This window comes from Microbacterium sp. Root61, from assembly GCF_001427525.1.
In the GTDB taxonomy this organism is placed as follows: Bacteria; Actinomycetota; Actinomycetes; order Actinomycetales; family Microbacteriaceae; genus Microbacterium.
The window spans coordinates 2,849,739-2,873,332 of sequence record NZ_LMGU01000001.1 but is presented as its reverse complement, the minus strand read 5'-3'; the positions used below and the strand labels follow the sequence as shown (position 1 = coordinate 2,873,332).

General features: G+C 67.4%; 21 protein-coding genes. 3 read left to right on the top strand and 18 right to left on the bottom strand.

Annotation, left to right across the window (positions count from 1 at the left end; genetic code table 11):
- Positions 1 to 88: 88 nt before the first annotated feature.
- From ASD65_RS13590 to ASD65_RS13530, 13 genes are all read right to left on the bottom strand, one after another.
- Positions 89 to 955, bottom strand: coding sequence for a carbohydrate ABC transporter permease (locus ASD65_RS13590; RefSeq protein ID WP_056223498.1), 867 nt, complete (start codon positions 953 to 955; stop codon positions 89 to 91).
- Positions 955 to 1,893 (bottom strand): carbohydrate ABC transporter permease, encoded by a 939-nt coding sequence (locus ASD65_RS13585; protein ID WP_235566716.1) that lies wholly within the window; start codon positions 1,891 to 1,893, stop codon positions 955 to 957. The genes ASD65_RS13590 and ASD65_RS13585 overlap by 1 nt, the downstream gene beginning before the upstream one ends.
- Before the next feature lie 83 nt (positions 1,894 to 1,976).
- Positions 1,977 to 3,329, bottom strand: a complete 1,353-nt coding sequence (locus ASD65_RS13580; protein WP_056223495.1) for an ABC transporter substrate-binding protein — start codon at positions 3,327 to 3,329, stop codon at positions 1,977 to 1,979.
- Positions 3,330 to 3,644: 315 nt separating this feature from the next.
- Entirely contained in the window at positions 3,645 to 4,811 is a 1,167-nt protein-coding gene (locus ASD65_RS13575) for a DUF4185 domain-containing protein (RefSeq protein ID WP_056223493.1), read from the bottom strand.
- Positions 4,812 to 4,952: 141 nt separating this feature from the next.
- Positions 4,953 to 5,819, bottom strand: a complete 867-nt coding sequence (locus tag ASD65_RS13570) for a dihydrodipicolinate synthase family protein (protein WP_056223491.1) — start codon at positions 5,817 to 5,819, stop codon at positions 4,953 to 4,955.
- An 80-nt stretch (positions 5,820 to 5,899) separates the two neighbouring features.
- The gene (locus ASD65_RS13565) at positions 5,900 to 7,162 is read right to left on the bottom strand and encodes an ABC transporter substrate-binding protein (protein WP_056223489.1); all 1,263 of its coding nucleotides are present in this window, start codon (positions 7,160 to 7,162) and stop codon (positions 5,900 to 5,902) included.
- A 69-nt stretch (positions 7,163 to 7,231) separates the two neighbouring features.
- Complete coding sequence (locus tag ASD65_RS13560; RefSeq protein ID WP_056223487.1) at positions 7,232 to 9,913, bottom strand: alpha-L-rhamnosidase; 2,682 nt, start codon at positions 9,911 to 9,913, stop codon at positions 7,232 to 7,234.
- Complete coding sequence (locus ASD65_RS13555) at positions 9,910 to 10,731, bottom strand: carbohydrate ABC transporter permease (RefSeq protein ID WP_056223484.1); 822 nt, start codon at positions 10,729 to 10,731, stop codon at positions 9,910 to 9,912. Before ASD65_RS13555 ends, ASD65_RS13560 begins: the two co-directional genes overlap by 4 nt.
- A complete protein-coding gene (locus tag ASD65_RS13550; RefSeq protein ID WP_056223482.1) occupies positions 10,731 to 11,681 on the bottom strand; it encodes a carbohydrate ABC transporter permease in 951 nt (316 codons plus the stop codon). The genes ASD65_RS13555 and ASD65_RS13550 overlap by 1 nt, the downstream gene beginning before the upstream one ends.
- Positions 11,678 to 12,367 carry a GntR family transcriptional regulator gene (locus ASD65_RS13545; protein ID WP_056223480.1) on the bottom strand — a complete coding sequence of 230 codons (690 nt, stop codon included), beginning with the start codon at positions 12,365 to 12,367 and terminating at the stop codon, positions 11,678 to 11,680. Before ASD65_RS13545 ends, ASD65_RS13550 begins: the two co-directional genes overlap by 4 nt.
- A gap of 129 nt (positions 12,368 to 12,496) precedes the next feature.
- Positions 12,497 to 12,907: an MmcQ/YjbR family DNA-binding protein gene (locus tag ASD65_RS13540; protein ID WP_056223478.1), complete on the bottom strand. Its 411-nt coding sequence runs from the start codon at positions 12,905 to 12,907 to the stop codon at positions 12,497 to 12,499.
- A gap of 71 nt (positions 12,908 to 12,978) precedes the next feature.
- The gene (locus ASD65_RS13535; RefSeq protein WP_056223476.1) at positions 12,979 to 13,836 is read right to left on the bottom strand and encodes a siderophore-interacting protein; all 858 of its coding nucleotides are present in this window, start codon (positions 13,834 to 13,836) and stop codon (positions 12,979 to 12,981) included.
- 2 nt (positions 13,837 to 13,838) lie between these two features.
- Positions 13,839 to 14,831 carry an ABC transporter substrate-binding protein gene (locus ASD65_RS13530; protein WP_162248507.1) on the bottom strand — a complete coding sequence of 331 codons (993 nt, stop codon included), beginning with the start codon at positions 14,829 to 14,831 and terminating at the stop codon, positions 13,839 to 13,841.
- Between the two features lie 100 nt (positions 14,832 to 14,931).
- Here ASD65_RS13530 and ASD65_RS13525 point away from each other — a divergent pair, with 100 nt between their 5' ends.
- The 3 genes from ASD65_RS13525 to ASD65_RS13515 are packed head-to-tail and all read left to right on the top strand — an operon-like array spanning position 14,932 to position 17,821.
- On the top strand, positions 14,932 to 15,966 hold the full coding sequence (locus ASD65_RS13525; RefSeq protein WP_056223472.1) for a FecCD family ABC transporter permease: 1,035 nt from the start codon (positions 14,932 to 14,934) through the stop codon (positions 15,964 to 15,966).
- On the top strand, positions 15,963 to 17,036 hold the full coding sequence (locus ASD65_RS13520) for a FecCD family ABC transporter permease (protein WP_200948672.1): 1,074 nt from the start codon (positions 15,963 to 15,965) through the stop codon (positions 17,034 to 17,036). Before ASD65_RS13525 ends, ASD65_RS13520 begins: the two co-directional genes overlap by 4 nt.
- Positions 17,033 to 17,821 (top strand): ABC transporter ATP-binding protein, encoded by a 789-nt coding sequence (locus ASD65_RS13515; protein ID WP_056223470.1) that lies wholly within the window; start codon positions 17,033 to 17,035, stop codon positions 17,819 to 17,821. The genes ASD65_RS13520 and ASD65_RS13515 overlap by 4 nt, the downstream gene beginning before the upstream one ends.
- A 9-nt stretch (positions 17,822 to 17,830) precedes the next feature.
- On the opposite strand, the gene ASD65_RS13510 is transcribed toward ASD65_RS13515, so the two are convergent.
- The 5 genes from ASD65_RS13510 to dnaK all read right to left on the bottom strand — a co-directional run bounded on the left by ASD65_RS13510 (position 17,831) and on the right by dnaK (position 23,590).
- The gene (locus tag ASD65_RS13510; RefSeq protein ID WP_056223468.1) at positions 17,831 to 19,411 is read right to left on the bottom strand and encodes an MFS transporter; all 1,581 of its coding nucleotides are present in this window, start codon (positions 19,409 to 19,411) and stop codon (positions 17,831 to 17,833) included.
- 127 nt (positions 19,412 to 19,538) lie between these two features.
- Positions 19,539 to 20,015 (bottom strand): heat shock protein transcriptional repressor HspR, encoded by a 477-nt coding sequence (locus ASD65_RS13505; protein WP_056223466.1) that lies wholly within the window; start codon positions 20,013 to 20,015, stop codon positions 19,539 to 19,541.
- A gap of 113 nt (positions 20,016 to 20,128) precedes the next feature.
- Positions 20,129 to 21,112 (bottom strand): DnaJ C-terminal domain-containing protein, encoded by a 984-nt coding sequence (locus ASD65_RS13500; protein WP_056223464.1) that lies wholly within the window; start codon positions 21,110 to 21,112, stop codon positions 20,129 to 20,131.
- Between the two features lie 17 nt (positions 21,113 to 21,129).
- Positions 21,130 to 21,717 (bottom strand): nucleotide exchange factor GrpE, encoded by a 588-nt coding sequence (locus ASD65_RS13495; RefSeq protein WP_056223463.1) that lies wholly within the window; start codon positions 21,715 to 21,717, stop codon positions 21,130 to 21,132.
- Between the two features lie 7 nt (positions 21,718 to 21,724).
- On the bottom strand, positions 21,725 to 23,590 hold the full coding sequence (dnaK, locus tag ASD65_RS13490) for a molecular chaperone DnaK (RefSeq protein ID WP_056223461.1): 1,866 nt from the start codon (positions 23,588 to 23,590) through the stop codon (positions 21,725 to 21,727).
- Between the last annotated feature and the right edge of the window lie 4 nt (positions 23,591 to 23,594).

Sequence of the window (23,594 nt, the reverse complement as noted above, 5' to 3'; positions counted from 1 at the left end):
CAGATATGCCTGACACCACGGATCGGGAGACAAGCCTTCCAGGATAGGGGGCTCGTGAATTCGATTTCAAGGCGCCGTTACCGGATCGCTACTTGAGGCCCGCCATCTTGATGTTGCCGATGATCTGGCGCTGGAAGATGAGGAAGATGATGACCACCGGTGCTGCCGCGAGCACCGATCCGGCCATCAGCAGACCCAGCTCCGTGCTGCGCTCGGAGCGGAAGGTCGCCAGATACTGCTGGACGACGTACCTCTCCGGGCTCGTGATCGTCAGGATCGGCCACACGTAGGAGTTCCAGTACGCCAGGAACGCGGTGATGCCCATCACGACGAACGGAGGCTTGGACAGCGGCACGAACAGGCGCCAGAAGATGGAGAGCCGGTTGCAGCCGTCCAGCATGGCCGCCTCCTCGAGGGAGGCCGGGATGCTCAGGTAGAACTGCCGGATGAAGAACACCATGCCGGCGCTGGCGGCACCGGGGATCACCAGGACGGCGAGGGTGTCGAGCATCTCGAGGCGCGTGACGACGATGAAGCTCGTGAGCAGGATCGTCATGCCGGGGATGAACAGGGTCGTGATGACGATGACCCACAGCGTGCGCTTGAACCGGAACTCCAGTCGCGCGAAGGCATAGGCCGCGAGCGAGTTCACCGTCAGCGCGATCAGGGTGAACAGGACGGCCCCGAGCAGCGTCCATGCGAACGTCGTGAGGAACGCCGGATCCGCGAGGATCTGGACGTAGTTCTGCCACAGCCACACGTCGGGGAAGAACTGGAACGGCGTCGAGATGACCTCGGTCTTCGCCTTGAAGCCGGCGATGACCATCCACGCCAGCGGGAACAGCGCCGCGAGCAGGAAGACGATGCCGACGACGACCTTGCCGATCCCGTACAGCCACCACTTCAGGTCGTGCTGCGCGCGTCGTGCGGTTTCGAACTCCTGGGCCCGGGCCATCAGTCCACCAGCCTCTCGGAGTTGACGAATTTGAAGATCAGCGCGGAGATCGAGCCGAGGACGACGAACAGCAGGAGCGCCGCCGCGATCGAGTACCCGACGTTGATGTCGTTGCGGAAGTGATTGAAGATGAACAGGTTCGGCAGGGTCGTGGAATCCAGCGGCCCGCCCTGGGTCATGACCAACGGAAGCTCGAACTGCTGGATCGCGGCGACGAAGCCGGTGATCAGCAGGTACAGCAGGATGTTCTTCATCTGGGGCAGCGTGATGAAGAAGGTCTTCTGCCACCAGTTGGCGCCTTCCATGGCCGCCGCCTCGTAGTACTCGGTGGGGATGTCGACCATTGCGGCCACCATGATGAGCGAGGTGAGCCCCATGCCGAGCCAGATCGCCGGCACGGCGATGGCGACGAGCGCCCACGCGGGATCGCCGAGCCAGGCGATGGGCTCGACGCCGAACGGCGCCAGCGCCCAGTTCAGCAGGCCGCCGGAGTAGTCGTAGATGAGGATGAAGATGATCGACGTGATGACACCGGAGATGATCGTCGGGATGTAGATGCTGACCTTGAGCGTGCTCGCGAAGCGGCGCGAGACGCTGACGACGAGGCTCGCGAAGAAGAACGCGAGGATGAGCATCGGCGGCACGGTCAGGAAGACGAACACGAACCCGCGGCCGATGGCCCGCCAGAACAGCGGATCCTTCAGCACATTGGCGTAGTTGTTCCATCCGACGAAGACCGGATCCTTGTAGAAGCTCCAGTCCTGGAACGACAGGAACACCGCGTAGATCGCGGGCCAGATCACGAAGATGCCGAGCAGCACCAAGACCGGCAGCAGGAACCAGTAGGCGACCTTGTCGTCACGGTACTTGTACTTGTTGCGGCGCTGACGCTGCGCCTTCTTGATCTCACCGTCGAGCAGAGCTCGAGGCTCGCCCACCATCTGTACCGTCAACTGCCTGTCCCGTCATCCGTTCCGGACGTTCGGGGGCTGGACCAGCCAGCCCCCGAACGAATCGAGCACTAGTTCTTCGGCGCCTTGGCGGGAAGACCGTCGCGGTCGATGACCACCTGAATCGCCTGCTCGGCGGTGCTGATGGCATCATCCGTGGATGCTGCGCCCTTCATCACCGACTCCATCGCGGTGCCGACGGCCAGCGAGACGTCCCACGGGTAGGTGGGCTCGGGGATCGCCGTCGGAGCGATCTGCGTGGTGATGATGCTGGACCACGGTGCGTCGGCGGCGGCCGCGTCATCCGCGACGGCGTCCTGCACGGACTGGCGCACGGAGACCTTGGTGAACTGCGTGTTCACGAAGAAGGGCACCAGGTTGTCGGGGTCGCCCGCGATCGCCCAGGAGAGGAACTTTCCGGCGGCTTCGGCGTTCTTGGTCTTCGCGTCGACAACCCACTTGAAGTTGCCGAGCGTCGTCGCGGTGCGGCCGTCGGCGTCTGCGGAGTTCGGGAAGGTGCCGATGCCGGTCTTCATCAGAAGGTCGGGGTAGTCGGAGCCGATCTCGGACATCATCCACGAGCCGGACACCTTGAAGGCGACCTTCTCCTGGCCGAAGTCCTTGCCCTCGACGTAGGCGGCGAGCGCCTGCTTGGGCATGTAGCCGCCGTCCCACAGCGACTTGTAGGACTCCATCAGGCCGCGGTAGCCGGCGTTGTCGATGTCGGGTGCGGTCCAGTCGGACGTCAGCGCGAGGTGATCGGCGAAGTTGAACTGCTGACCGACCGTCGACCACGCGAAGGTGACGGCGTCAGAGGCCGGCGAGATGCAGTACTGGCCGTCGGTGAGGGTCGGCTGGATCTTGGCGCAGGCGGCGAGCAGGTCATCCCACGTCTCGGGACCGACCTCGGGGTCGAGGCCTGCCGCGGAGAGCATGTCCTTGTTCCAGAACAGCACGGCCTGGGGCTCGAGCAGCAGCGGGTAGGCGTAGTACTTGCCACCGATCTCGGAGACGGGCTTGGCGGCATCGATGATCTCGGCGAGCGCATCCTCGGGCACGATGCCGTTGAGCTCGTGGAGCTGGCCGGCGTTCACGCCGTCCTGGATCGAGCCGGCGTGCGTGTAGACGTCGGGGGCCTTGCCGGCGGCCTGAGCCGCCTTCATCTTCTGGTCCCACGCGTCGCCGGGAACCTCGGTGTCGACGACCTTGATCTCGTCCTGCGACGCGTTGAACTCCTTGACGATGTTGGCGTACCACTCGTTCTCGACCGGCGTGAAGGTGCGGTGCCAGAACTGGATGGTCGTCGCACCCCCCGACTCGGACGTGTCCGGGCTCGCGCCGCAGGCGGCGACCATGGCACCGACGCTGGCCAATCCGATCACTGCGACGGCGATGCGCCGTCCGCGTGAAGTAGTCCTCTTCATGAGCTCCTCCTCAGGAACACGACTCTGCGATGAGTCGTCACTGTGTGCTGGTCATGCGACCGGTATTCGATGCTGAGCCGCCGGCACTCGCAGGAAACCTGCGGATCGCCCTCGATCTCGTCAGGGTCAGACTAGGCGAAATCGATTTCATACGCAACGCGTTCACCGCGGCGCCTGAGGCGGGCGCAGCGACGCTCCCGTCGCGCAGGCTCCGACCAGATGCCCGAGGAAGCCCGGAATTCCGCGGCGATCGGTGCGGACTGACGGGCGCGTCGATTTGTATCGATTTCACAACGACAAGGTGATCGAGGGTGGTCACGGCGCCTTCTCGAGGTCGACCGAGAACCAGAAGACGTTGTACGGACCCCACAGCGACATGGTGAAGTAGATCTTCCTTCCTCCATCTGCAACATAGCGGGGGTTCAGATAGGGCGAATACAGCCCGGGATACTCGGATGCGCCGGCCACCTCGATCGGGTCGCCCCACGGGCCCCACGGGGTGATGCCCTCACGGATGTAGGCGTTCCCGGCGTCGGAATACGTCATGATCCACCGATCCAGGTAGGTGGACCACATCACGGAGAGCTCTCCGATCGTGCCCTCCAGCACGGTGGCGGCATCCGTCATCTCGGCACTCCACTCGGGTGCGCCGTCCGCGCCGACGCCGGCGAAGTAGCTGTAGGCGTCGGCGTCCTCCACCGCTTCCACCGTCGCGGGCACCCGCATGAGCTCCACGTTGCCGAAGCGGCCCGAGGGGATGGACCAGAAGTAGAGGTACGGGGCACCCGCATCCTGCACCTCGGCGACGGCGACCTGGATGAAGTTCGAGTCCCCCGGCCACCGCGGGCTCTCCAACGGCGTCCACGTCTCGCCCTGGTCGGTGGACTTCGCCAGACCGGCGTAGTTCGCGTCCCACGCGCCCGCTTCGCCCCAGAACTTCACGGACATGTACTGGATGTAGAGGGTCTCGCCGACCGCGAAGCCGTATGTCGGGATCTTGGTCACCTCACCGGTCCCGTCGTTGGCGTCGTGCTCGCCCTCGACCATCGGCATGGCCCAGCCGAGGTCGTCGGAGGGCGCCCAGCCGTCGAATGTGATCCCGTCGGAGGGGTCGGAGTCGGTCGTCCAGGCCGATACGTTGGAGCGCCAGTTTCCGCCCTGGCCGCCGATCGATTCGGGATCTCGCTCCCCGAAGGTGTCGCCGAAGATGAAGTAGGTGCGGTCGCCGACGTTCACCATCGAGCCGAGGTCGGTGCCCGCGACGGCCGCGGTCTCGGTGTCATTGATCGCCCCCGGCCCGGTGAGCTGGGCGATCTCCTTCAGCCCGGAGACCCCGGTGAGGACGAACGGCTTGTCTTGATTCGGATCCACGGTCACGGCAGCACCTCCCGAACAGCCGCCGAGGACGGCGGCGATGGCGAGGATCGAGCCGGCCGCGGCCACCCGGAGTCGACGGGATGACGGGGTGCGTGCGCGGAACATGATCCTCCTCGATCTGTTCCCCACACCATACGATGATGGAAGCATCATGCGAAATCGATTTCAGTCCCGAATCGCGGAAAAGAGGATCGCCCTCCCCCCTGTGGGGAAGGGCGATCCTCGTGCAATCAGATGTGCCGATCGTCAGTGGAATCGAGGCACGGCCCGCGCCAGCCGCGCGAGCACGTCGGCATCGGGTTCGGGCAGTGGCATCCGGCTGCCGCCGACCCGACGCCCGGCCAGACGGTGGCCGGCGCGCATTCTCGCGGGCGATCCGTCCACGGCACCGACCACCTCGTCGATGTCGGCCTGCAGTTCGACGACGGCATCCGGCGAGCCGCCGAGAAGGGCTTCGCGCATGGCGACGAAGGGCCGGGCGAATGTGGACGCGACACCGGAGATCACTCCGTCCGCCCCCGCGGCACCAGCCTGAGCGAAGTCTCCATCGGCTCCGGTGTAGATCCGGAAGCCCTCCGGAAGTCGCGACCGGAATGTCGTGATGAGGTCCAGCGACTCTCCGCTGACCTTCACGCCGACCACGCCGGGAAGCTGGGCGAGGCGCACGATGAGGTCTTCATCGACGGCGATGCCGGTGCGCGCCTCGAACATGTACACGTAGACATCGAGGCCTTCCGCCTCGGCCGCGACCTGCCGGAAGAAGTCGAAGACCTCCTCGGTCGGAGCGGGCAGGTAGTACGGGGTGAGAACGGCGATCTCGGTGGCGCCCGCCGCCCGCGCGCCCGCGATGAGCTGCGACACCTCGAACCGGCTCGCTGCACCGACGTGCACGATCACCCGGATATCGGTGAGGACCTCGACCGAGAGTGCCGCGACGGCGTTGCGCTCCTCGATCGACAGGGCGGGGAATTCGCCCGTCGTGCCGAGCACGAGCGCGCCCTGCACACCCGACGCGGCGACGTACTCGAGGATCGCGCGGCTGCCGTCCAGGTCCAGGCCACCGGCGTCGTCGAAGGCGAGGGGGACGGCGGTGATGATGTCGTGCGAGGGCATGAATGTGGGTCTTTCAGAGAAGAGTGAGAAGGGACAGCCGGGTGCGCGGCCCGCAGACCGCGCACCCGGCGTAAGGACGATCAGTTGGAGAACGCCTCGTCCATCGAACGGAGCACGCCGTCCACATCGGACTGTCCGGAGAACAGTTGCTGCGTGCCGATGAAGAGCGCCGACTGCGGCTTGGCGTTCGGCCAGCCCTGGTCGGGCATCGGAGCGGTGTTGCCGGCCGCGATGATGTCGGCCGCGGTCTGCATCACGGTGTCGAGCTCGACCTCGGTGTTGGTCAGTGCGGGCAGTCCGGGAGCGGTGCCGAACCAAACGTTCGTCGCCTCAGGTGTGGTCAACCAATCGATGAAGTCCAGCGCGTTGGCCTTGTTCTTCGCGGTTTCGTTGACCGCGAAGCTCACGCCGATGCCTCGTGCGATCGAGGTCGTGCCCGAGTCGTCGCCCGGCAGCGCGAAGAACCCGAACTCGGTGCCTTCGGGCGCGGTGGAGGCGATCTGCGGGTACGAAGCGAGCACCTGCACGACGCCGACGGCCTCGCCGGAGTTCACGAGGTTGTACGCAGCGGTGACATCTGTGCCGAGCGGGTCGGCGTTGAAGCATCCGGCCTCGTTCATCTCGAGGTACTTGTCGAAGGCGTCGCCCCAGCCGGAGCCGGCGAAGGTCTCCGAGCCGTCGGCGAGCTTCGCGTCGAAGTCCGGCGCATCCGCGTAGACGGTCGAGGCGACGAGTGCGTATGGAATGAGCTGTGTGACCCAGTCGGTCTGGATGCCGAGAGCGAAGGCGACCTTGCCGGCGGCCTTCACATCGGTGCAGTACGCGAGCAGTTCGGTGTAGGTCGTCGGAACCTCGAGGCCGAGCTCGTCCAGGGTTCCGACGTTGTAGATGGTTCCGACTGCGTCGAGCTTCGACGGAAGCCCGTAGGTCTTGCCATCGATCTGCAGCGTCTCCGCGGTTCCCTCGTCGACCGTGTCGACCCACTCGCGATCCGAGAGGTCGGCGAGATAGCCGGCGCCCTGAAGCACGTTGATGGCGCCCGGGTTTCCGCCGCCCGCCCACACGGTGAAGACGTCGGGTGCGGTGCCGCTGGAGAGCTGGGTGCGGATGGTCGTCTGGAACTGAGAGGTATCGGCGACGGTCAAGTTGACTTCGACGCCGGTCTTCTTCTCATACGCCTCGATCACGGCCTCCATCGGGGCCTGGTTGTTCGAGGTGGTGGCGATGGTCAGGGTATCGGTCGGCTCTGTGGATCCCGACGTCGACGGCGACGACGAGCAGGCCGCGAGGCTGACGGCCACGCCGGCGACACCGGCGACGGCGGCGATGCTGCGAAAATTCATGGTGGATAGACTCCAATGCAGGGAGGGGGCGGGAGCCCCCGGTACGGGTAATACGGCGGACGAGAAGTGCTACCGGGTCGGGAACCGGAATTCGTAGGTTCCTGGTTCCAACCGCAGTCGGCTGCTCTTCTCTCCGTCCATCAGGGTGACGCCTTGTGAATGCGTCGCGTTCTCGCCTCCTTCCGTGATCTCGTTCCCCGCGACGGGGAGATCGACGGTGGCGGGCGCGCCCGGAGGCACGGTGACCGTCCACTGGATGTGGTCGGCTTCCCGGATCCACGCGCTCTCGATACGGCCGCGTGGGGTCTCGAGCGCGCCGGCGGCGTGCTGCAGCAGGTGGTCGAAACGCGGAGCGAGTGCGATCTCGCGGTACCCGGCGGAGTCATCGGGTTGGGTGATCCCGAGGATCCCCGACAGGAACCACTGGCCGACCGAGCCGAGCGAGTAGTGGTTGAAGCTGTTCATGCGGGCCGACTGGAAGCCGTTCTCCGGCGTCCACCCGTCCCATCGCTCCCAGATGGTTGTGGCGCCGTTGCGGACGGAGAAGAGCCACGACGGGTACTGGTCGTTGTGCAGCAGTCGGAAGGCGAGGTCCTCGCGGCCGATCTCGGCGAGCACGGGGCAGAGCAGTCCGACAGTGACGAATCCGGTCGTCAGCGAGACATCGCGACGGAGCACCGCCTCGACGAGCCTCTCGGCGATCCGGTCCCGTTCCGAGGCATCCGCGTAGAGCCGGAAGGCCAGCGTCAGCAGATACCCGCCCTGGGTGTCGCCCGCCACCGTGCCGTCGCCATCGATGAACGACGAGCGGTAGACCTGGATGATGCGTCGATGCAGCTCCGCCAACTCCTCCGCCTCGGAGGTGCGACCGAGGATCGCCAGCGTCCGGACGGTGAGATCGGTGCTGTGCGCGAAGTAGGCCGTCGCCAGGACGTCCTTGCGTGTCTCCTCGCCGATCTGCAGCCAGTCGCCGTAGTCGTTGCCCACCTGCGTCCGCCAGATCAGCGACGGGTTGTGTCGCTCGATATGCCGCACCCAGGCGACCATCGAATCGGCGGCCTCCTCGAGAACGGCGGTGTCGCCGCCGGCGCGATAGATGTGCCAGGGAATCGTCACGCCACCATCGCCCCAGGCGGGTGCGCCCTCCCTCAGATGGATGAGATGCGGAGCGATGTCGGGGAATGCGCCGTCATCGTTCTGGGCGCTCCGCACATCGTGCAGCCAACGACGCAGCAGCGGTCCGACATCCGCGATCGCCAGCGCGGTCGGCGCGAACACCTGTGCGTCGGCCAGCCAGCCGAGCCGCTCGTCGCGTTGCGGGCAGTCGGTCGGGATCGACACGAAGTTGCCGCGGAGCCCCCACGAAACGTTCTGGAAGAGCCGGTCCAGCGCGCGGTCGGACGAGGTGAACTCCCCCACGAACTCGACGTCGTTGTGCAGCGCCACTGCCTCGATATCGGTCGGGAGCAGGACGCCGGGAATCCCCTGGACCTCGGCGAAGCGGAACCCGTGCAGCGTGAAGCGCGGTTCGAAGACCTGGGTGTCCTCACCGTTGGTCCAGAACACGTCCGTCGGCTCGGCGGTGCGGAGGTTCGCCGTGTGGAGCTCGCCGTCCTCCAACACTTCCGCGTGGTCGAGCTGCACGCGGGTGCCCGCGGCGAGTCCGCGCAGCGTCAGGCGGACGCGGCCCACGAGGTTCTGACCGAAGTCGACGATGTGCCGGCCGTCGCCGCGAGGAGTGACCGAGACCGCGGGGAGACGGACGGTCGCCCGCACGCCGGGATCGGATTCGGGCACGAGCAGAGCGGTGTCGCGATCGACCACGACCGCGTCGGACCAGTCCGCGAGGTCCTGTTCCGGCTGGTGCCAGCCCGGCAGTTCGCGGCGGGAGTCCTCGTACTGGCCCATGAGCAGATCGGCGTAGAGGATGTCGCTCGGCGACTCGCTCCACGCGTCATCCGTTCCGATGACCGATCGGCCGCCGCGTGCGTCATCCAGCACGAGCTGGGCGAGCAGCGCGGGCTCCTTGCCGTAGTGCTGCGCCTGGTGTCGACGATCCGTTCCGATGAACCCCACGTACCAGCCGTCGCCGAGAAGCGCCGCGATGCTGTTGCGGCCGGGGTGCAGCAGCCCGCTGACGTCCCACGACTGGTAGGTGATCCGGTCGCGGTACTCGGTCCAGCCGGGCGCGAGCTCGTCGGTGCCGACCTTGTGACCGTTGACGTACAACCGATAGATCCCCTTCGCCGACACGTGCACCTTCGCGGTGTCCGGAACGGCATCCAGATCGAAGTGGCGGACGAACCGCCGCACCGGCTGAAGCTTGTTGACGGTGTAGCTGATGTCGGTGTCCTGCGGAGGCAGCGCGACGTGGCGATAGACCGGGTTGCGCCCGATCCACGCGGCGCTCCACTCGTCGGCATGCACGATACCGGTCGCGAAATGGCCGAGCGCGGCGGAGATCTCTCCGCGCTCGTCCTCGACCTCGAGCTCCCATTCGTAATCCGCCGAGCTCGCGAGCGGCGCACCTCCGTACCGGACACCTGTGGTCGAGGTCGTCTCGATCCGGCCGGAATCCCACACTCGGGCGATGACAGCACCGGGCATCCTGACGGTCACGGTGATGCGGTACGCGGCCTGCCGCGCACCCTTCCTCGACGAGCGCAGGCGCCACGAGAAGGACGGATGCTGCACGATGCCCTGCGGCCGATCCTGCCCGTCGGCACGCAGCGAGTATGCCTCGACGGTCATCCCTTCAGACCTCCGGCGAAGCCCTTGATGATCTGCTTCTGCATGAGGAAGTACGCGAGCAGAACCGGGATGACGGTGATCACGAGGCCTGCGAACACGACCGGCCAGTTCGAGACGAACTGCCCGACGAACGCGTAGAGCGCGACTGTCACAGTCTGCTGCGGCGTGCCGCTGAGGTAGAGCAGCGGAACGAGGAAGTCGTTCCAGACCGTGATCGCGTTGAGGATGATCACCGTGCCGGTGATCGGGCGGAGCAGCGGGAACACGACGCTGGTGAACGTGCGGAATGTGCCGGCGCCGTCCAGCGCCGCCGCCTCCTCATAGTCGCGGTCGAGCGTGCGGAGGAAGCCGGTGTAGAGGAAGATCGAGAAGGGCACCTGACTGCCGGTGTAGAAGAGGATCAGCGACGCGAGCGATCCCAGCAGGCCGAGGTCGCGCATCGTCTGGTACAGCGGGATGAGCGCGACCTGGAACGGGATCATCATGCCGACCAGCACGATCCAGAACATCGTCGTCGAGAGCTTCGAGGTCACGCGGGCCAGCGGGTAGGCGGCCATCGAGGAGATCGCGACGATGAGGACGACGCTCGTCACCGTGACGATCGCGCTGTTCAGCAGCGCCGACCCGAGGCCCGCCTGGGTCCAGGCCTGGATGAAGTTGTCGAAGGTGGGCTGGGATGCCGGGACGAGCGGCGACGACGCATCGTTGGCGGGACGCAGCGACATGTTCACCAGGACGTACAGCGGGAAGACGAAGACGAGCGCGATGCACATCATCAGGACTTCGCGCGCGAACGTCCCCTTGGAATACCGGAACATCAGTTGTTCCCCCTCTTGGACATCCGCTGCTGCGCCACCGAGAAGATGACCACGACGACGGCCAGGACAAGCGCGAGCGCGATGCCGTAGCCGAACTCGCTGAACTGGAACGCCGACTTGTACAGCAGCGTGGAGAGCGTTTCGGTGGAGCCGCCGGGGCCGCCGCCGGTCAGGACGAACACCTCGGTGAACATCTTGAGTCCACCGATGATGGTGAGCATGAGGTTGATCGCGGTGGCGGGTGCGAGCAGCGGCCACGTGACCGACCAGAACCGGCGCCACGCTCCCGCGCCGTCCACGGCCGCCGCCTCGTTGAGTTCGGGCGGGATGGACTGCAATCCAGCGAGGTAGATGACCATCGAGAACCCGGCGTGCTGCCAGACGATCATCATGACGACCGAGGTCGCTGCCCAGAACGGGTCGCCGAGCCAGCTGGGCGCGATGTCGCCCAGCCCGATCGCCGCGAGCACCGTGTTTACCGCGCCGTCGGGCGTGAGCAGGAACTTCCACAGGTACGACACCACGACCGGCGTGATCACGACGGGCGCGAAGAACAGCACACGCAAGAAGTTCTGCGACTTCAAGCCGCTGTTCACCCCGAGGGCGAGGAGGAGCCCGAAGAGGTTCTGCAGCACCGTCACTGCCAGCGCGAAGACGAGGGTCATCCGGAGTGCATCGAGTGAACTGTCCGTGGTGAAGATCCGGACGAAGTTCTGGATGCCGATGAAGTCGTACGTCTGGGAGAGCCCGTCCCAGTTGGTGAAGGCGAGCACGCCACCACGGATCGCCGGAACGACGACGGCGAACCCGTAGAACAGCAGCGCCGGGATCGCGAGGACGAGGAGGACCTTCGACTGGGCGACGCCGACGAAACGGCGACGCCTGCGCGGCGCCTCCGGCTCGACGGGCACCGTCTCGACAGGTCGCGTCAGTTCTGCAACACCGGTCACGACGCGACCTCGCCGGACTCGTCCTGGATGAGCGCATGCACGGCGCGACCCATCCGCGCGCGGGCGCCGTCCAGGTGGTCGCTCATCTCGGCACGAAGCTTGTCGGCATCGCCCTCCTCGATCAGATCGAGGAGCTGCCCGTGATCGTGAGCGGACGGATGCAGGTCGACATCCTCTTCGACAGTGAGCTGCATGAGGCTGGCGAAAACGGGCTCGTACGCGTCCCACACATCGAGGAGGCGACGATTCCCCCCGGCGCGATAGAGCAGCGCGTGGAAGCGCATGTCCGCCGCGGCGAAGCCTGCCGCATCGGCGCGGTCTGCACAGGCGATCATCTCGGCGACGATGTCGCGTCCTTCGCGCATCTGCAGGTCCGAGACCTGGGAGATCGCGCGGGTCACAGCGACGAGCTCGATCGACTCGCGGAGCTCGTACAGATCGTTGATGTCGTCCTGGCTGAGACCGATCACGAAGAAGCCGCGGCGGCGCGATTCGACGAGACCCTGCGATTCCAGCTGGCGGAGTGCGTCACGGACGGGACCACGGCTGACGTCGTACTCGGCGGCGAGCGCGTCTTCGACCAGGTGCGTGCCCGGCTGGAGTTGGCGGCGGACGATCAGGTCGCGCAGGACCGCAGCGAGCTGGTCGCCCAGCGCCGGGGCGCGGGCGGGTAGCATCGGCACCATTTTGCACTCCTTTGTGTTCCGTTAACGAAATACAGTTAACCGATACCCATGAGGAACGTCAAATCGTCGGCAACGCGCGCCGAAGCGATCCGGCGCGACACGGCAGGGAAAACAGCCGACCCCGGGGCGTCAGGAGTCGCCGTGCTGCGCGAGCCACTCCTTCGCGAGGCGGCGCGGCGCCTTCACCAGCCAGGCGTCCGTGATGACCTCGCGCAGGTGCTCGACCTCGATCGATTCGAGGATGACGAGCACGGCGGGGTATCCGTCGAAGTGCGGGATCGTGAAGAACAGATCCGGGAAGGTGCCGAGCAGTGCCTCCTTGCCTTCTGCGCCATCGGTCCGCACGCCGACCACCGGGCCCTCGGGCCACGAGCGGCCGAGGGCATCGAGCTGACGCAGGTCGGTGGCGCCGGGTCCGCGCTCCCACACGAACAGGCCGTCCTTCACCCGCCAGCTCGCGCCGCCGCGATGACCCTCGATCTTCTCGAACGTCTCCGGAAGAGCGAGGGCGATCGCGCGCACATCCTCGATCGTCGCCATGCCGACATCATCCACCGGTCCCGGACATGAAGCGACCCCCCACCGTGTCGGTGAGGGGTCGCGCGCCGCGGTCAGTGATCGAGGCGGAGAAGGTGCTTGAGGGCGTGCACGACCCCGTGGTGGTGGTCTTCCTCATCTCCCACTGCGCCGCGTTTCCAATAGCCGACGAAGTCGAACTCGTGCTTGCCGAGCCCCGCTCCCTTCGCCCATGCCCGCAGGGGTTTGATCGATCCGCTCTCTCCCGCGAACCACACGTACGAGCGCCCGTCGCGGGGAATGGAGATCCGCCCCGCGGCGTCTGCGAGCAGCGATGTCGTTCCCGGCGCCGCCGAGCCACGGTGCAGCCAGGTGACCGCGAAACCGGGCGGCGGGTCCAGCGGCTGCTGCTCGGCGACGTCCTGCACCTCGATGACCGCGACCCCCTCGATGTGCCGAGGCAGCTCGGCCAGCCGACGCGCGATCGCAGGCAGGGCGGTCTCGTCCCCGAGGTATGCCTGCCAGGTGAACGCATCGGGGATGAACACGCCGCGTGGTGGCCCTGCCACCCAGATCTTCGAGCCGAGCGGAGCGTTTTCCGCCCAGTCCGACGCCAGTCCGCCCTTGTGGACGACGAAGTCGAGGTCGACCTCTCCCCGCTCGGAGTCGTACCGGCGCACGGTGTAGTCCCGCGTCGTCGGGTTCGGGCGCGGCCAGGCGAGGACGTCGCCGTCCTGCGTCGGCACCCGGAGATCTCCCGTCTCGTCGGGGAAGATCAACTTGACGTGTTCGTCCGCGATATGACTCTCGAACCCGACATGGTTCGCCCCGCCGAGCGTCAGCCGGAGCATCCGGGGCGTGACGTGTTCACGATGCACCAGATCGAGCTCGCGGATGCGGATCGGCCAATTGCGCAGCTCCGCCCGCGGCGGAGTCGTGGATTCCTCACCCATCGTCAGCGTCCCGTGAAGGCCTTCGCCGCAGCGGCGAGATCGTCGACCTGCAGGTTCGCCGCGGTGAACGTGTAGACCGTGGCGCCGCGGATCGGATACAGGTGCCCGGCGACGACGGCCGGGAGCTCCTGGAAGGCGGGCTCGTCGAGGATGGCCTGCACGTCAGCGGGGGTGCTGCCGTCGAGCTCGGCGTCGAAGAAGATGATGTCCTGATCTGCCAGGGTCGGGATGTTCTCGCGGGTGAGTTCCTCCACGTACCGCTCCGGGTTGTCGGTGTACGCGGGGTTGTAGCCGAAGCCCGCCGCCGTCAGCCGGTCATAGGCGAGCGACTTGCTCGTGTCGACCCAGATCTGGCCCTCGAGGCCGCCCAGGATCGTCGACTGCGTCGCGCCGAGCTCATCGCCGTACTCGGCGTTCAGCGCATCGAGTCGTTCGGTCAGCGCTTCGTGCTGCGTGGTGAAGTCGGCGCTCTTGCCGACCAATTGAGCCACCGTCTCGTAGTTGCGCCACACGTCCGTGGGCTCGGCGATGGAGAGGATCGCCACGGGGAAGAGCTCCGCGAGCTCTTCGTAGTCGATGCTCAATCCCCCGTTGTCCATGCCGATGATCAGGTCGGGGTCCAGCTCGATGATCTTCTCGATGTCGACGCCTTCGTAGGTGCCGACCACGGGAACGTCGGACACCGGGGCGAACTGCTCGGGCGTGAGCTCGTTCTCGGACAGCTCGCCCTCCAGAGCACCGACCGGCACGACACCGAGCTCGGCGAGCGAGGAGCCGGTGCGCCACAGCACCACGACACGCTCGGGATCGGCGGGGATGTCGCCCTCCTGGAAGAAGAAGTCCGCGTCGATGTCGACGGTCGGCGCGCTGCTGGTCTCCTCCGCCACGGGGGCCTGGCCGGCGCATCCGGCGAGTGCGAAGGCCACGGCGGCTGCCGCGACGGCGGCGATCCAGGGGCGGCGTCCACCGCGGGAGAGCAAGCGATTGTCAGGCATGAAGGTCACTCCGATGTCGTGTACTGGTTGTTTCATTGCGTCCGCGCGAGGCTGTCGCTCGATTGGCACAGCCGAGCACAGTTAGCATAGCCTTACCTAAATGAGGCCCGTCAAGTCGACCGCGTCACACCCCGCCGCCGGCGCCGCGCGGCCCCTTCTCGCGCTCGCGATCGTGTCCCTCGCGTTGATCGTCGCGACCGCGGCCAGCCTCCTCGTCGGGTCGAACCGCATCCCGCCGGCCGAAGTGTGGGGCGCCCTGTTCGCCGACGCGATCTCCCCCGAAGCCACCGTCATCCGCACTCAACGCCTGCCCCGCACGATCCTCGGACTCGCCGTCGGACTCGCTCTCGGCGCCGCAGGCGCGCTCATGCAGGGCCACACCCGCAACCCGTTGGCCGAACCGGGCCTGTTCGGGGTGAACGCCGGAGCCGCGTTCGGGGTCGTCATGCTGACCTTCGCGTTCGGCGTCGATTCCGCACTCGCGACGGTGCTCGCGGCGCTCGTCGGCGCGTTCGCTGCCACCGCCATCGTGGTCGCCATCGCGTGGTCGGGTCGTGCGCGAGGCACTCCCGTCACACTCGCCCTCACCGGGGCCGCCCTGGGTGCGCTGCTGGCGTCGGCGACCACAGCGGTCGTGCTGCTGGACAAGCAGACACTCGACGTGCTGCGCCATTGGGCGGTCGGGTCCCTCGCCGGCCGGCCGCCCGAGGCGATGCCGTTCATCCTGGCGCTCATCGCGGTGGGTCTGGTGCTCGCCGTATCGAACGGTCCGGGCGTCACTGCTCTCGGGCTGGGCGACGACGTCGCCCGCAGTCTCGGCAACCGAGTCGCCGGGATCCGCATCGTCGGAGTGCTCGGCATCACCGTCCTCGCCGCGGCCGCCACCGCCGCGTGCGGGCCGATCGCCTTCCTCGGGCTCGTCGCCCCCTATGCCGTGCGCGGCGCCACCGGCCCGCGCTACACCTGGCTCATCCCGCTCGCAGCCCTCGTCGGAGCAGTGCTCCTGCTGCTGGCCGACGTCGTCGGCCGCGTGGCGGTGCCGTCCGGCGAGCTCCCCGTCGGATTCGTGCTGGCCGTCGTCGGCGCACCCGTGCTCATCGCCATCGTCGCGCGACCCAAGCTGGTGAGACTGTGACGGCGCGCGCCCTGTGGCCGGTGCAGCCCGCGATCGTTCCCGGGCGGCCGGGGTGGGCCGTCGGCCCGGGATCCGGCGTGCTGCGCCCGCGCTATCTCCTCATCGGCGCCTTCGTGTGCATCGCCCTTCTCATCGTGCTCATCGTGGCGGTCACCACCGGCACGATCGGCCTGTCTCTCGATCGCGTGTGGGCGGCCCTGACCGGCGTCGGTGACAAGGTGGAGACCCTGATCACCGGCAAGCGGCTGACTCGCGCACTCCTCGCGGCGCTGGTGGGGTTCGCGTTCGGCGCCGCCGGCGGCATCACCCAGTCATTGACCCGCAACCCCCTCGCGAGCCCCGACATCCTCGGCGTCAGCGCAGGTGCCGGCGTGGCCGCGGTCGCGGTGATCACGAGCCCACTCGTCGGGGTCGCTGCATCCGTCGCGGTTCCGATCGCCGCTCTCATCGGCGGGCTCGCGGTGACGGCGCTCATCGTCGGCCTGTCCTGGCGGCGCGGCCTGGATCCATTGCGTCTGGTGCTGACGGGCATCGGAGTGACGGCGCTGGCTGCGGCGCTCACCGAATGGATGCTGCTGCGCGCAGAGCTCGAGGACGCCGCGGTGGCGACCCGCTGGCTCACCGGGTCGATCGTCGGGGCGACATGGAGCGACGTCGCATTCGTCGGAATCGTGTGCGTCACGGCGCTGGTCGCCATCGCGGCGCTCGCCCGGCCGGTCGCGACGCTGCGCCTCGGACCGGAGGTCGCACGCGCGATCGGCACGCGCACCGGACCGGCCCAGGCGGCGCTCCTCCTCGTGGCCGTCGCGCTCGTGTCGTTCGCGACCGCCGTCGTCGGTCCGATCGGGTTCGTCGCGTTCGTTGCACCGCAGGTCGCCTTGCGCCTGTTCGGCACCGACGGTCCGCCCGTGTTCGCCGCCGGACTGTTCGGCGCGCTGCTGGTCTCCACCGCCGACCTGTCCACCCGCTGGCTTCCCGTCGAGCTGCCCGTCGGTGTGATCACATCCTTGGTCGGCGGGCCCGTTCTCATCGCCTTGCTGTTCCACTACGTCAGGAGGACGAGCGCATGAGCGCTGCTCTGAACGCCACCGGTCTGCGCATCGGCTACGGCCGTCACGTGATCGTCGCCTCGGCCGATCTCCAGATCGAGCGCGGCCGGGTCACCACGATCATCGGGCCGAACGGCAGCGGCAAGTCCACGCTGCTGCGGGCGATCGCCGGACTGTCCAGGCCGATGGCGGGAACGATCGAACTCGACGGCATCCCCTTGACGTCCCTCACCCCGCGCGAACTGGCCGTGCGTCTGTCGATGCTGCCGCAATCGGCGGTCGCACCCGACGGCCTGACGGTTGCCGACCTGGTGGCGCGCGGTCGACAGCCGCACCAGCGCTGGTACCGGCAGTGGACCGCGCACGACGAGTCGATCGTGCTGCAGGCGATGCAGACGATGGACGTCGCCTCCTTCGCCACCCGCCCATTGGACGAGCTCTCGGGCGGACAGCGCCAGCGCGCCTGGATCGCGATGTGCCTCGCGCAGGAGACGCCGCTGATGCTGCTGGACGAGCCCACGACACACCTCGACATCTCGCACTCGGTCGGGATCCTCGAGACGGTGCGCGGGCTGTCCAGCGACCAGGGGCGCACCGTGCTCATGGTGCTGCACGACCTGAGCCTTGCGGCACGCTACAGCGACCGGCTCGTGGTGATGCGGGACGGAGAGATCCAGGCGCAGGGTGTACCCGGCGACATCCTCACCGACGCGCTGATGCGCGACGTGTTCGACATCGATGCCCGCGTGTTCCCCGACCCGGCCGACGGCACGCCGACGATCGCCCCGCGTGCGCGGCTCCGGTAGCCCCGGCGTTCAGCCGAGGGTGGTTTCCGCGGAGTCCGACGGCGCCGGATCCGGCAGTCGCCGCATCCGCAGTGCGTTTCCGATGCCCACGAGCCCGGCGAGGATCGGGATGAAGAGGGCGATCTGAAGTGCCAGCGGCCGCGACTGCTCGTTGATCGCGATGATCTCGTCCTGGACATCTTCGGGCTGTCCGGCAACGACATCCTCCAGCTGGGTGGTCGACATCAGCTGCGCGTCCTCTTCGAGGGCCACCGCGACCGTCTGCTGTTCGGCGGGGCTGAGGACCGTGCTCGCCTCGGCGCGGGCCGTGAAGGTGAACGCGAGCGTGGCGAGCATGATCGCGCCCGCGAAGGCGAGACCGAAGGAGAGCCCGAACGAGCCGGCGGCGGAGTTGACGCCGGCCGCCTCACTGACCCGCTCGTTCGAGATCGGCGAGAGCGTGTAGTTGTTCAGCTGCGACACGAGCAGACCGAGCCCCGCTCCGGCGATGATCAGCGGAATGGTCAGCCACCAGCCCGAGTCGGCGCGGGGCACGATCGGGAGGAGGATGACGAGCCCGACGACCAGCAGGATGAACCCGAGCAGGATGATGTTGGCCGCACGCCCCTTTCCGCGCCGGCCCGCCAGGATCGCGACGAAGAACATGCTGAGGGAGAGCGGAGCGATCGACAGGCCGGCCAGCAGGGCGTTGTACCCGAGCACCATCTGCAGGTACAGCGGGAGCACGATCATCGTGCCGCCGAGCGCGATCTGCTGCAGCAGCTGACCGCTCACGCCCGACTGGAACACCTTGGAACGGAAGAGGTCGGGGTCGATCAGGGTCGCCTTCGCCCGACGCTTGCGGCTGCGCAGCCACCACGCCAGCCCGAGCAGCGCCGCGACCCCCAGGCCGATGAGCAGGCCGACGTATCCGCCGCCTTCCTGCCACACCAGGATGCCGAGGACGATGCCGCCCATGCCGACGACCGACAGCGCGGCACCCACCCAGTCCACGACGCGGGAACCGGTGTACTTCACGTCCTTCACGAGGCCGATCCCCGCGAGGACCACGGCGATGATCACCGCCTCCAGCAGAAAGCCCACGCGCCACGAGAGGAAGGTGGTGATGAAGCCGCCGAGAAGGGGACCGACCGCGGCCGCGATGGCGGCGGATGCCCCGACCAGCGCATAGACGCGCTTCTGTTGCGCACCCTCGAAGTTGCCGTGGATGAGCGACTGCATCGCGGGCAGCAGCAGCGACGCTCCGATTCCGCCGATGATCGCCCAGAACACGATGATCGACGTCAGATTCTGCGCGAGCGTCATCGCGATCGCGCCCACCGCGTACGCGAGGAGTCCCAGGATGTAGGCGAGCTTGCGCCCGATGAGGTCACCGGTCTTGCCGCCGATGAGGATGAACGCGGCGGAGACGAGCGCCTCGAGCGCGATCGCGCCCTGCACTCCGCTGGCGGTCGTGCCGATGTCGTGGACGACCGCCGAGATGGAGACGTTCATCAGTGACGTGTCCACGACGAGGACGAACATCGCCATCGCGAGGAGGATCGCCAGTCTGCCGTTGAAGGGCACGACTTCGGGCGCACCATTGCTCATGGCTCACTGAACCACATGCGTCGTCGCGAGAAAAGACCCCGTGCGTCGCTGTCTGTGCCCGTACGGCCCGACGGCCGGGTGGGTCATCCGTGTCGGCACGCGCGCCGAAGGAGCGGATGCCGCGGAGTCAGTCGTCCGGGTCGGTCTCGGTCGCGGCATCCTCACCCGCGGAGAGCGAGTGGCGCGGACGCCAGAGGACGACGTCGCGGGTGCGCCGCAGGCGCGTGCCGTGGCGGAGGGAGACGACGGCGCCGCTGGATTCGGCTGCGAACACGCGGGCCCCGGGCCGGTTCTCGAGCTCGGCCTGCACGCGCGCCTCGAGGTCGCGCACCCGGAAGCGCAGCTCGCGCACATGCTCTTCGAGCTCGAGGATGCGCGCGATCGCGGGCAGGCTCATCCCGTCGTTCGACAGGCGCCCCACCTCGCGCAGCTGTTGCACGTGCCGCAGCGAGTACCGGCGCGATCCGCCCTGCGTGCGGGCGGGGACGACCAGTCCGAGCCGGTCGTACTGACGGAGCGTCTGCGGGTGCATACCCGCGAGCTCCGCGGCCGCCGCGATCGCGAAGATCGGGGAGTTCTCGTCCAGTTGATCGTGCTCAGCCATTCGTCCCACCCGTCCTTTCGTGTCCGAACGTGCACGAACGCAGGAAGGATGCCGCCGGTGTCCCCGAATCCGGGGTCCGGCCGCGATCTCTTCCTGCGTTCCTGCTCATACTGCTAGCCCCGCGCCTTCGTCATCAGCTCAGCGCGCGGATTCTCCTTGGGCTCGAGCTCCTGGAACCGCTCGAGCGCCGCGCGGGCCTCGTCGTCCAGGTGCGACGGCACAGCCACCTGCACCTCGGCGAGGAGGTCGCCCGTGCCCTTGGTGGTCTGCACCCCGCGGCCTTTGACGCGCAGCACGCGTCCGGACGGCGTCCCCGGAGCGACCCGGAGCTTGACCGGGTCGGCACCCAGCGTGGGCACCTCGATCGTCGCGCCGAGCGCCGCCTCGGTGAAGGTCACCGGGACGGTCACCCGAAGGTTGAGACCGTCACGGGTGAACACCGGATGCGGCCGCACCGTGATCTGCACGACGATGTCGCCGTTCTCGCCGCCGTCGGGCGACGGGCGCCCGCGACCGCGCAGCCGGATCTTCTGGCCATCGGCGACCCCCGCGGGGATCTTCACCTTGAAGGGCTTGCCATCCTCGCCCTGCAGCGTGATGGTCTCGCCCTTCGTGGCGGTGATGAAGTCGATCGTCGTGCGCGCGGTGACATCCGCGCCGCGCGTCGGTCCGCCGTACCCGCGGAATCCTCCGCTGGTCTGGCCGAATCCACCGGAGCCGAAGCTCCCGCCCTGATTGAACATCGAGAAGATGTCGTCGAAGTCCTCGGGGCTCTGCGTGCGAGCGCCACGCCCCTGCCCGAACCTGCTGAACACATCCTCGAAGCCGGCGCCTTGGCCGCCGGAGGTGAAGCGTGCACCCGAGCCCATCGCGCGGATCTGGTCGTACTCGGTTCGCTGCTCCGGATCGGACAGCACCGAGTAGGCCTCGCTGATCTCCTTGAACGTGGCCTCGGCCTGCGCGTCCCCGTGGTTGGAGTCGGGGTGGTACTTACGCGCGAGCTTGCGGTACGTCTTCTTGAGATCGGCCTCGCTGACGCCCTTGGAAACACCGAGGACCTTGTAGAAGTCCTTGTCGAACCAGTCCTGACTCGCCATGCGTGCTCCTTCCGGCGTCAGTCGACGGGAACCGCGACGACGACCTTCGCGGGCCGCAGCTCCACGGAGCCGAGGCGATACCCGGTCTCGACCACCTCGAGGATCGTCGATTCGGTCACACCAGGAGTCGGCGCCTGGAAGATCGCCTCGTGCTGCTGCGGGTCGAACGCTTCGCCGGCCTCGCCGTAGGCGACGACCCCGAGACGCTCGGCGAGCGCGCGCAGCTTCTCGGCGATCACGGAGAACGGCGTGCCGTCCTCGAGGTCACCGTGCTTCGCGGCGCGGTCGAGGTCATCCAGCACCGGGATGAGGCCCTTTGCGGCCTCGCCCTTGGCGCGCTCGATCTCGACCTGTCGCTGCTCCTCCGTGCGACGACGGTAGTTGGCGTATTCGGCCTGCAGGCGCTTGAGGTCGTTGAGCAGGGTCGACTCGAGGTCGGCCAGCACGGCGTCCTCCGCCGCGGCATCCGCGTTCTGCGTGGTCCCCAGAATGTCGTCGATCGTGAGTTCCTCCTGCGACGCGGGGTCGGAGGCAAATGCCTCCGACCCCTCGTCACCGGACGGAACCTCGTCGCCGTGGGGCTCTTCGAAGTTCTTGTCCGTCATGAGTTTCCTACTTCTTCTCGTCTTCGTCCTCGACGACCTCGGCGTCGATGACATCTTCCTCAGGGTTCGGCACTTCGCCGTTGCCCGGGTCGGTGACCGTCGGGTCGCCGGGCTCGCCGGCAGACTGGGATGCGGCGTAGATGGCCTCGCCCAGCTTGCCCTGGCTCTGGTTCAGCGTGTCGAACGCGGCCTTGACCGCGTCGTCGTCATCGCCGGCCAGCGCCGTCTTGAGCGCGTCGACATCGGCCTGGACCGATTCCTTCACGTCCACGGGCAGCTTGTCCTCGTTGTCCTTGATCAGCTTGTCGATCGAGTACGAGAGGGTCTCGGCCTGGTTGCGGACCTCGGCCGACTCACGGCGCTTCTTGTCCTCGGCTGCGTGCTCCTCGGCCTCGCGCACCATGCGCTCGATGTCTTCCTTCGCCAGCGACGAACCGCCGGTGATGGTCATCGACTGCTCCTTGCCGGTGCCCTTGTCCTTGGCGGACACGTGCACGATGCCGTTCGCGTCGATGTCGAAGGTGACCTCGACCTGCGGGATGCCGCGGGGCGCCGGCGCGATGCCGGTCAGCTCGAACGTGCCGAGCGGCTTGTTGTCGCGCGTGAAGTCACGCTCGCCCTGGAAGACCTGGATCGCGACCGACGGCTGGTTGTCGTCGGCGGTCGTGAAGGTCTCGCTCCGCTTGGTCGGGATGGCCGTGTTGCGCTCGATGAGCTTGGTCATGATGCCACCCTTGGTCTCGATTCCGAGGCTCAGGGGGGTGACGTCGATCAGCAGCACGTCCTTGCGCTCACCGCGCAGCACACCGGCCTGCAGGGCGGCGCCGACGGCGACGACCTCGTCCGGGTTGACGCCCTTGTTCGCGTCCTTGCCGGTCTCCTGCTTGACGAGCTCGGCGACGGCGGGCATGCGGGTGGAACCACCCACGAGCACAACGTGGTCGATGTCGGCGACCTTGATGCCGGCTTCGCGGATGACATCCTCGAACGGCTTCTTGGTGCGGTCCAGGAGGTCCTTGGTGAGGTCCTCGAACTTCGCGCGCGTGATCGTCTCGGACAGCGAGACCGGTCCGTTCTCCGTCAGGGAGAGGTAGGGCAGGTTGACGCTGGTCGACGCGGAGCTGGAGAGCTCCTTCTTCGCCTGCTCCGAGGCCTCCTTGAGGCGCTGGAGGGCGATCTTGTCACCCGAGACATCGACACCGGTGGTGTCCTTGAACTGCTTGATGAAGTACTCGACGAGGCGCTGGTCCCAGTCGTCGCCACCGAGGCGGTTGTCACCGGCGGTGGAGCGCACCTGGATCGTGGAGAAGTCGTCGTCCTTGCCCACCTCGAGGAGGGAGACGTCGAACGTTCCGCCACCGAGGTCGAAGACCAGGATGAGCTCGTCTTCCTTGCCCTTGTCGAGGCCGTATGCGAGGGCCGCGGCGGTGGGCTCGTTGATGATGCGCAGGACGTTGAGGCCCGCGATCTCACCGGCTTCCTTGGTGGCCTGACGCTCGGCGTCGTTGAAGTAGGCGGGGACCGTGATGACCGCGTCGGTCACTGCGTCGCCGAGGTACTCCTCCGCGTCGTGCTTCAGCTTGCCGAGGATGCGCGCCGAGATCTCCTGCGGCGTGTACTTCTTCGTGTCGACGTCGAACGTCCAGTTCGTGCCCATGTGGCGCTTGACGCTCGCGACGGTGCGGTCGACGTTGGTGACGGCCTGGCGCTTGGCGGTCTCACCGACCAGCACCTCGCCATCCTTCGTGAAGGCCACGACGGACGGCGTCGTGCGGAAGCCTTCCGCGTTCGCGATGACCTTGGGCTCGCCGCCCTCGAGCACGGCCACGACGGAGTTCGTCGTACCGAGGTCGATTCCAACAGCACGTGCCATGTGT

Bases quoted from the DNA above. Each gene is read 5' to 3' on its own strand.
- ASD65_RS13570 (WP_056223491.1), bottom strand. From the start codon at position 5,819: ATGCCCTCGCACGACATCATCACCGCCGTCCCCCTCGCCTTCGACGAC.
- ASD65_RS13535 (WP_056223476.1), bottom strand. From the start codon at position 13,836: ATGGGTGAGGAATCCACGACTCCGCCGCGGGCGGAGCTGCGCAATTGG.
- ASD65_RS13565 (WP_056223489.1), bottom strand. From the start codon at position 7,162: ATGAATTTTCGCAGCATCGCCGCCGTCGCCGGTGTCGCCGGCGTGGCC.
- ASD65_RS13510 (WP_056223468.1), bottom strand. From the start codon at position 19,411: ATGAGCAATGGTGCGCCCGAAGTCGTGCCCTTCAACGGCAGACTGGCG.
- ASD65_RS13545 (WP_056223480.1), bottom strand. From the start codon at position 12,367: ATGGTGCCGATGCTACCCGCCCGCGCCCCGGCGCTGGGCGACCAGCTC.
- ASD65_RS13540 (WP_056223478.1), bottom strand. From the start codon at position 12,907: ATGGCGACGATCGAGGATGTGCGCGCGATCGCCCTCGCTCTTCCGGAG.
- ASD65_RS13590 (WP_056223498.1), bottom strand. From the start codon at position 955: ATGGCCCGGGCCCAGGAGTTCGAAACCGCACGACGCGCGCAGCACGAC.
- ASD65_RS13560 (WP_056223487.1), bottom strand. From the start codon at position 9,913: ATGACCGTCGAGGCATACTCGCTGCGTGCCGACGGGCAGGATCGGCCG.
- dnaK (WP_056223461.1), bottom strand. From the start codon at position 23,590: ATGGCACGTGCTGTTGGAATCGACCTCGGTACGACGAACTCCGTCGTG.
- ASD65_RS13525 (WP_056223472.1), top strand. From the start codon at position 14,932: ATGAGGCCCGTCAAGTCGACCGCGTCACACCCCGCCGCCGGCGCCGCG.
- ASD65_RS13505 (WP_056223466.1), bottom strand. From the start codon at position 20,015: ATGGCTGAGCACGATCAACTGGACGAGAACTCCCCGATCTTCGCGATC.
- ASD65_RS13575 (WP_056223493.1), bottom strand. From the start codon at position 4,811: ATGTTCCGCGCACGCACCCCGTCATCCCGTCGACTCCGGGTGGCCGCG.
- ASD65_RS13515 (WP_056223470.1), top strand. From the start codon at position 17,033: ATGAGCGCTGCTCTGAACGCCACCGGTCTGCGCATCGGCTACGGCCGT.
- ASD65_RS13580 (WP_056223495.1), bottom strand. From the start codon at position 3,329: ATGAAGAGGACTACTTCACGCGGACGGCGCATCGCCGTCGCAGTGATC.
- ASD65_RS13555 (WP_056223484.1), bottom strand. From the start codon at position 10,731: ATGTTCCGGTATTCCAAGGGGACGTTCGCGCGCGAAGTCCTGATGATG.
- ASD65_RS13500 (WP_056223464.1), bottom strand. From the start codon at position 21,112: ATGGCGAGTCAGGACTGGTTCGACAAGGACTTCTACAAGGTCCTCGGT.
- ASD65_RS13495 (WP_056223463.1), bottom strand. From the start codon at position 21,717: ATGACGGACAAGAACTTCGAAGAGCCCCACGGCGACGAGGTTCCGTCC.
- ASD65_RS13530 (WP_162248507.1), bottom strand. From the start codon at position 14,831: ATGCCTGACAATCGCTTGCTCTCCCGCGGTGGACGCCGCCCCTGGATC.